The organism is Bradyrhizobium sp. AS23.2 (assembly GCF_001908185.1).
In the GTDB taxonomy this organism is placed as follows: Bacteria; Pseudomonadota; Alphaproteobacteria; order Rhizobiales; family Xanthobacteraceae; genus Bradyrhizobium.
The window spans coordinates 94,879-101,958 of record NZ_LGHM01000043.1; the positions used below are offsets into that span (position 1 = coordinate 94,879).

General features: G+C 63.8%; 7 protein-coding genes, 1 other RNA gene and 1 pseudogene. 7 read left to right on the forward strand and 2 right to left on the reverse strand.

All coding sequences use genetic code 11. The features are described from left to right. Positions 1-35 precede the first annotated feature (35 nt). Positions 36-566 carry a chromate transporter gene (locus AC630_RS10125; RefSeq protein ID WP_074118393.1) on the reverse strand — a complete coding sequence of 177 codons (531 nt, stop codon included), beginning with the start codon at positions 564-566 and terminating at the stop codon, positions 36-38. Further along, positions 563-1,180 carry a chromate transporter gene (locus AC630_RS10130; protein WP_074118394.1) on the reverse strand — a complete coding sequence of 206 codons (618 nt, stop codon included), beginning with the start codon at positions 1,178-1,180 and terminating at the stop codon, positions 563-565. The genes AC630_RS10125 and AC630_RS10130 overlap by 4 nt, the downstream gene beginning before the upstream one ends. Before the next feature lie 95 nt (positions 1,181-1,275). On the opposite strand from AC630_RS10130, the gene ssrA reads away from it, so the two are divergent. From ssrA to feoB, 7 genes and pseudogenes are all read left to right on the forward strand, one after another. After that, positions 1,276-1,653: a transfer-messenger RNA gene (gene ssrA, locus AC630_RS10135) on the forward strand. Positions 1,654-1,767: 114 nt separating this feature from the next. After that, positions 1,768-2,287, forward strand: a pseudogene (locus AC630_RS10140) (SspB family protein). Between the two features lie 89 nt (positions 2,288-2,376). Continuing rightward, on the forward strand, positions 2,377-3,828 hold the full coding sequence (fumC, locus tag AC630_RS10145; RefSeq protein WP_074118395.1) for a class II fumarate hydratase: 1,452 nt from the start codon (positions 2,377-2,379) through the stop codon (positions 3,826-3,828). A gap of 279 nt (positions 3,829-4,107) precedes the next feature. Then, positions 4,108-4,296: a DUF4169 family protein gene (locus tag AC630_RS10150; RefSeq protein ID WP_074118396.1), complete on the forward strand. Its 189-nt coding sequence runs from the start codon at positions 4,108-4,110 to the stop codon at positions 4,294-4,296. Continuing rightward, positions 4,293-4,544 carry a ribbon-helix-helix domain-containing protein gene (locus tag AC630_RS10155; protein WP_074118397.1) on the forward strand — a complete coding sequence of 84 codons (252 nt, stop codon included), beginning with the start codon at positions 4,293-4,295 and terminating at the stop codon, positions 4,542-4,544. The genes AC630_RS10150 and AC630_RS10155 overlap by 4 nt, the downstream gene beginning before the upstream one ends. 117 nt (positions 4,545-4,661) lie before the next feature. Further along, positions 4,662-4,937 carry a FeoA family protein gene (locus tag AC630_RS10160; RefSeq protein WP_074118398.1) on the forward strand — a complete coding sequence of 92 codons (276 nt, stop codon included), beginning with the start codon at positions 4,662-4,664 and terminating at the stop codon, positions 4,935-4,937. A gap of 60 nt (positions 4,938-4,997) precedes the next feature. Further along, positions 4,998-6,869 (forward strand): ferrous iron transporter B, encoded by a 1,872-nt coding sequence (gene feoB / locus AC630_RS10165; RefSeq protein ID WP_074118399.1) that lies wholly within the window; start codon positions 4,998-5,000, stop codon positions 6,867-6,869. The last annotated feature ends 211 nt before the right edge of the window (positions 6,870-7,080 follow it).

Sequence of the window (7,080 nt, forward strand, 5' to 3'; positions counted from 1 at the left end):
GATCCCCCGCCCGGATCACTGCCTAGCGATTTTCATCACACAATGCCAGCGAAACCCAACAGGCCCCCGGCGAGCAGGAGCCACAACGGATTGATGCGCGAGACGGATGCGATCACTGCAACCAGCGCGGTCAGAAGCAGTGCAGCAATGGTGCGATCGGTCGACTGTGCCAGGATCAGCGCGCTGGCTGCCATCAATCCGATCGAGAGTGGAACCAGTGCAGCCTGAATCAGGCCAGGCCAGCGCGATTGGCTCGGCCGGTTCAGGAGCCGGCTGATATGATAGGCAAGCAGGGCCGTCGGCAGGCACATCGCCAGCGTCGCCGCCAGCGCGCCGGGAATGCCGGCGACGGCATAGCCGATTAACGTGACGATAAGCACGTTTGGACCTGGCGAGAGCTGCGCGATCGCATAGGCGTCGGCGAACTGCTTGTCGGTCATCCAGTGATGCACGTCGACCGCGATGCGCTGCATCTCCGGCACCGCCGCCGCGGCGCCGCCGACCGCGAACAGCGACATTAGACCAAAGGTGGAGATCAGCACCCATATCGGGTTTTCGCTGTTCATGCTGCTACCGTCCGCCGCATCAGGAAGGTGATGCCGATGCTGAGGGGGATCGCGACCAGCAGCACCGCCTGGAGCGGCAGGCGAAGCACACCGATAGCGACGAACACGCCGAACATCAGGATGATCACGACGACATCCATCCGCTTGAGCAGCGGCGTCATCATCCGGAACACCACCGCGATCAGCAGGCCGACCGCCGCACAGGAGATGCCCGCGAGGATGCGCCGCAGCACCTCCACATCGCCGAACCGGGCGTACATGATCGCGAGCAGCGTCATGATCAGCGTCGGCGGCAGCAGCAGCCCCGTGAACGCGGCGACGCCACCGGCGATCCCGCGCAGCCGCGAACCAAACACCATCGACAGATTGACGATGTTCGGCCCGGGCAGGAAATGGCAGAGCGCAAAAGTCTCGTTGAACTCGTCCGCCGTCATCCAGCGGTGCTGGTCGACGATGGCGTGCCGGGCAAACACCAGAACCCCGCCAAAACCGGCCAGCGACATCCGGGCGAAGGCCAGGAATAGTGCGAGCAGGCCGGGCGGAGGGGCGTGGGCGACGGGGACATCCGGCTCTTGATCCGGCTCTTGGTAGGCCGGCGCTGAATCCGTGGACATGTCAGGAGCTTAGAACGTCGGCTGCCGCGCGGCCAAGATCATACCGGAGAGCGCCGGAACCTATCCAAAGGAAACCGTGGGATCGCCGCGCGAAACCCCTGTTTTTTGAAACGTTTGCCCCCTATATTGGGAGTGCCGGTTCGCCGGCTATGGAAATAAACGGTCGTCGCAATAAACCATTCGGACCCGGGGGCGGTACCCGGCGCCTCCACCAAAGCTCATCGACCGGCGGCTCAGGCCCGCCCGAGGAGCTGAGTTTTGGCGGGGGCGAAATAGGATCGACGAGGGCGTAAAAGGCGTACTTTTTCCCGGTATTGTTCCGCCGTTATCGGGCTACTGCAATAGTTGCCAACGACAACTTTGCTCCGGTTGCTCAGGCTGCGTAACGCAGTTTGAAAGACCACTTTAAAGTCCTAGCGGGTTAAGCTCCGCTAGGCGGGGTTCGGAGGCACCTGGCAACAGAAGCCTCCACTTGCCTTTTAATTCCTTCCCGGCGGGGACTCCTGCTGACCCGTCAGGCGCGGTACTATCGCGGCTTGGCGAGTCGGGCCGACAGGGCCCAGCTCCTGGAATGCAACAGGACCACCATGGCGACCGATCATATCCGATACGATGTGCTGGCCCGCGACGCGCTGCGCGGCGTGCTGCGGAAGGTGCTGACCGATGCCGCGTCCCATGGACTGCCGGGCGAACATCACTTCTTCATCACCTTCGTATCGAAGGCCGAGGGCGTGAAGCTGTCGTCGCGCCTGCTCGCGCAATATCCGGAAGAGATGACGATCATCCTCCAGCATCAGTTCTGGGATCTGACAGTGCTCGAGGACCGCTTTGAGGTCGGCCTGTCCTTCGGCGGCATTCCGGAGCGGCTGGTGGTGCCGTTCAGCGCCATCAAGAGCTTCCTCGATCCGTCCGTGAAGTTTGGCCTCCAGTTCGACACCTCCGATGTCGCCGAGGTCTCGCCCGAGGCACTGCCGGCCGCTCCGGCACCGTCGGCCGTAGCGGTGCCCGCGCCTGCCGCTGAGACGGCGCGAGGCCGCGGAAGAGCCGACCCCGCCGAACCAGGGCGGCGCCGAAGTCGTGCGGCTCGATCGTTTCCGCAAGAAATGATCTAGGTTGGACGCGAGACCGTCGCGCCGGGCCAAACTGCCTATATAGATGAGCACAGGAACAGGCCGTGCGGCGGTTCGCGCGGCAGAATGGATGTGCTCATGGCCAAGACTGCGACTGCCCGCTCGAAGACCACCAGCCCCTCGCGCCGCTCCACAACCCGCATCGAGACCGACAGTTTTGGTCCCATCGAGGTCCCCTCCGATCGCTATTGGGGGGCGCAGACCGAGCGCTCGCGCCAGAATTTCCGCATCGGTACGGATCGCATGCCGATCTCGCTCGTGCATGCGCTCGGTATCGTCAAGCTCGCCGCAGCACAGTCCAACCGCGAGCTCGGCCTGCTCGATCAGCGTCGCGCCAATGCCATCATCCGCGCCGCGCGCGAGGTGATCGACGGCAAGCTGGACGATCATTTTCCACTCGTGGTGTGGCAGACCGGCTCGGGCACGCAGACCAACATGAACCTCAACGAGGTGATCGCCAACCGGGCCAATGAGCTGCTCGGCGGCGAGCTCGGCGCCAAGAAGCCGGTGCATCCCAACGACCACGTCAACATGAGCCAGTCGTCGAACGACTCGTTCCCAACCGCAATGCACATCGCCGCCGCGAGCCGCATGACTGCCGATCTCGTTCCGGCCCTCGGCGAGCTGCTGCGCGCGCTGCGCAAGAAGGAAAAGGAGTTCGCTGGGATCGTCAAGATCGGCCGCACCCATACCCAGGATGCGACGCCCCTGACGCTCGGCCAGGAATTTTCCGGCTATGCTGCGCAGGTCGAAAGCGGCATCGCCCGCCTCAAGGTCGCGGTGAAGGATCTCTATCCGCTGGCGCAGGGCGGCACCGCCGTCGGCACCGGCCTCAACTCGAAGCCGCGCTTTGCAAAACTGTTCGCAAAGCACGTTGCCGGGATTACCAAACTCCCCTTCACCAGCGCCGCCAACAAATTCGAGGCCCTGGCTTCGAACGACGCCTATGTGCTGGCGCACGGCGCCATCAATTCGGTCGCGACGGGGCTCTTCAAGATCGCCAATGACATCCGCCTGCTGGGATCTGGCCCGCGCTCGGGCCTGGGCGAATTGATCCTGCCGGAGAACGAGCCGGGCTCCTCGATCATGCCCGGCAAGGTCAATCCGACGCAGTGCGAGGCGATGACAATGGTGTGCTGCCAGGTGTTCGGCAATCACACCGCGATCACGGTGGCCGGCAGCCAGGGCCATTTCGAGCTCAACGTCTACAAGCCCGTGCTCGCCTACAACATGCTGCACTCGATCCGCCTGATGGCCGACGCCGCGCGCTCCTTCACCGAACATTGCGTCAGCGGCATCCGCGCCGACGAAAAGCGCATCAGGGAGCTCATGGAGCGTTCGTTGATGCTGGTGACCGCGCTAGCGCCCAAAATCGGCTACGACAACGCGGCCAAGGTGGCCAAGACGGCACATGCCAACGGCACCACGCTGAAGGAGGAGGCGCTGCGGCTCGGCTTCGTCTCGGCGGATGAATTTGACCGCCTGGTCCGCCCCGAGAAGATGACCAGCCCGGGATAAAATTCCGAATTCCGACACCCCATCCGTAATGTTACGGAAGCCCCAACTCGCAAAAATATGCGGCTTTGAGGGCGGGATTTGATTACCGTCAATGTTGCGGCAGGGCGGCGTGTTACGCAGCCCTCTCGCCTCGACAGGGCGAAATTCATCGTTTGATGGCCCGAGAGGCCGATTGACGAGGACCAGCGAATGGCGATCAAGTCTTGTGGGGCGGAACACGGCACCCTGTTTCTGGAGATTTCATCCTGCCCGAGGAGGATCGGATGATGGAGACGCGACATGGGGAACGTCATCAACCTGAATCGTTTCAGGAAGCGCGCCGAGCGGGAAGCCTCGGCGAAGCAGGCGGACGCCAACCGGGCGAAGTTCGGCCGCACGAAGGCGGAGCGCTCGGCGGAGGAGACGCGCGCGGACAAGGCGAAGGCGCATCTGGACCAGCATCAGATCGATCGCGAGGATCAGCCATGAAGTCGCCCGTCGTGAAGCGTTCGATCGTCGTCGCCGGTCACAAGACCAGCGTCAGCCTGGAAGAGGCGTTCTGGAACGGCATGAAGGAGATCTCGGGCCTGCGCAACATGACGCTGTCCGAGCTCGTCGGCGAGATCGACGGCGCCCGCCAGCAGGGCAATTTGTCCTCGGCGATCCGTCTCTTCGTCCTCGACTACTTCAAGAGCCGCGCCATGGCCGTCCAGCCGGAAAAGGTCCCGGCCGAGTAGGCACCGGGGGGCATCTCCCCGACGCGCCCCGGCCGCTGCACTTTAAAATTGCTCTAAGGTGCAGATTCGGCGAGCAAGTGCGCTTGACCTCAATGCCCGGCGTTGAAAATACAGGGCATGACCATCACCAATGATACGCGTTCGCAGATGCCGCTGGGCCTGGCCCAGCGCGGCTATACCGGCATCATTCAGCACCTTTCCGCCAGGGACGCGGGCTCGGCGCTCTCGGACATCGAACTCGAGAGCCGGCTGATCGAGCTCGGCTTCGTCGAGGGCGCCCGGGTCGAGGTCCTGCACGAGGGGCTGGTCGGGCGCGACCCGATCGCCGTCCGCGTCGACAACATCACGATCGCGGTGCGCCGTCGTGAGGCCATGGCCATCATCGTCGCCTGACGCGACCGGACGCCTCATCCCAGATCTTTTGCCAGATCTTTTGCCAGGTCTTTTGATCACATGGAATTACCCCTGCTGCATCTCGCCCTGGTGGGCACGCCAAACAGCGGCAAGACCTCGCTGTTCAATGCGCTGACCGGCAGCCGGCAGAAAGTCGCGAACTACCCCGGCGTCACCGTCGAGCGCAAGGAAGGCTTCTTCGTCACCCCGCTCGGCCGCCAGGTCTCGGTGGTCGACCTGCCCGGCACCTATTCGCTGCGCGGACGCAGCCCGGACGAGGAGATCACCCGCGACTTCGTGCTCGGCAAGGCCTCCGGCGAGAAGGTGCCCGACCTCGTGCTGTGCGTCGCCGACTCGACCAATCTGCGCCTGACCATCCGCCTGCTGCTCGAACTCAAGCGCACCGGCCGGCCGATGATCCTCGTGCTCAACATGTTCGACATCGCCAGCCGCCGCGGCATCAATGTCGACGTGGAGCGGCTCGCCAAGGAGCTCGGCGTGCCCGTGGTCACCTCGATCGCGGTGCGCAAGGGCGGCACCAGTGACCTTTTGAAGCTGACCGACGAGATTTCGGCCAAGGCGGCCCCCGAGCCGCAGGCGAACAACTGGCGCGCGCTCAGCGTCTCCGAGCTGCGCGCAACCCAGCGCGAGGCCGACCGCATCATCGCGGACTGCGTCAGCCTGCCGAGCCGTCCCGACACCTGGACTGCGCGGATCGACGCCGTGGTGCTGCATCCTGTCGGCGGCCTCATCGTGCTCGCGCTGATCCTGTTCGTGATGTTCCAGGCGGTGTTCGCTTGGGCGCAGCCGCTGATGGAGCTGCTGCAATCAAGCTTCGACGCGCTCGGCGAACTGGTCCACAACACCCTGCCCGCAGGCCTGCTGCAGAGCTTTCTGCAGAACGGCGTGATCTCCGGCGTCGGCAGCGTGATCGTGTTCCTGCCGCAGATCACCATCATCTTCCTGTTCATCCTGCTGCTGGAAGATTTCGGCTACATGGCGCGCGCCGCGTTCCTGATGGACCGCATCATGGGCGGCGCCGGGCTGCACGGCCGCGCCTTCATTCCGCTGCTATCGAGCTTTGCCTGCGCCATTCCCGGCATCATGGCGACGCGCGTCATCGACAACAAGCGCGACCGGCTGACCACGATCCTGATCGCGCCGCTGATGACCTGCTCGGCGCGCATTCCCGTCTACACGCTGATCATCTCGGCTTTCATTCCGGCCAAGGAGGTCTGGGGCTTCATCAACCTCCAGGGCCTCGTGATGTTCGGCCTCTACGCGACCGGTATTGTCAGCGCGCTTGGCGTCTCGTTCCTCATAAAATTCTTCATGCTGCGCGACTATGCGCCGGCGCCGTTCATGCTGGAGCTGCCGGACTACAAGGTGCCGCGGCTGAAATCGATCGCGATCGGCATCTTCACGCGCGCAAAAATGTTCCTGCAACGCGCCGGCACCACGATCTTCTCGATGATGGTGCTGATCTGGTTTTTGGCCTCGTTCCCGCAACCGCCCGCGGGAAGCACCGAGCCCGCGATCGACTTCAGCCTGGCCGCGATCATCGGCAAGGCAATCGAACCCCTGCTCGCCCCTGTCGGCTTCAACTGGCAGATTGCGGTCGCACTGATCCCGGGCATGGCAGCACGCGAGGTCGCGGTCGCAGCGCTCGGCACGGTCTACGCGATCGAAGGCGGCAAGGAAGCGGCCGAGCAGATCGGGCAGGTGCTGGCGACGAAGTGGTCGCTGGCGACCGCGTTGTCGATGCTGGCCTGGTACATCTTCGCCCCGCAATGCGCGTCCACGCTCGCCGTGATCCGACGCGAGACCGGAAGCTGGACCTGGATGGCTGTGACCTTCACCTACATGCTGGTGCTGGCTTACGCGGCAAGCCTTCTGACCTACAACGTCGCCGTCGCGCTCGGCGCAGGCTAACGCCCGCTCGAAACTAAAACTGCGAAAACAACCCCATGCAAAGTAGACGGGGGTTGTCGGAACGGTGACCGGTGACTTCCGTGAAGCCATTGGCACGTCGAGTAAAACACCCGTAGATGGGGTAACGGGCTCCCTGAGGCCTTCAACCAAGCCGCGCTAGCTACGGCGCTGTTTGATGCGCGCGTCGCGCGGCTTGGTTGGAAGGCAAGCG

What these genes read in the sequence shown, in the direction of transcription:
- AC630_RS10125 (WP_074118393.1), bottom strand. Translation starts at nt 566, where the DNA reads ATGAACAGCGAAAACCCGATATGGGTGCTGATCTCCACCTTTGGTCTA.
- AC630_RS10130 (WP_074118394.1), bottom strand. Translation starts at nt 1,180, where the DNA reads ATGTCCACGGATTCAGCGCCGGCCTACCAAGAGCCGGATCAAGAGCCG.
- fumC (WP_074118395.1), top strand. Translation starts at nt 2,377, where the DNA reads ATGGATGTGCTCATGGCCAAGACTGCGACTGCCCGCTCGAAGACCACC.
- AC630_RS10150 (WP_074118396.1), top strand. Translation starts at nt 4,108, where the DNA reads ATGGGGAACGTCATCAACCTGAATCGTTTCAGGAAGCGCGCCGAGCGG.
- AC630_RS10155 (WP_074118397.1), top strand. Translation starts at nt 4,293, where the DNA reads ATGAAGTCGCCCGTCGTGAAGCGTTCGATCGTCGTCGCCGGTCACAAG.
- AC630_RS10160 (WP_074118398.1), top strand. Translation starts at nt 4,662, where the DNA reads ATGACCATCACCAATGATACGCGTTCGCAGATGCCGCTGGGCCTGGCC.
- feoB (WP_074118399.1), top strand. Translation starts at nt 4,998, where the DNA reads ATGGAATTACCCCTGCTGCATCTCGCCCTGGTGGGCACGCCAAACAGC.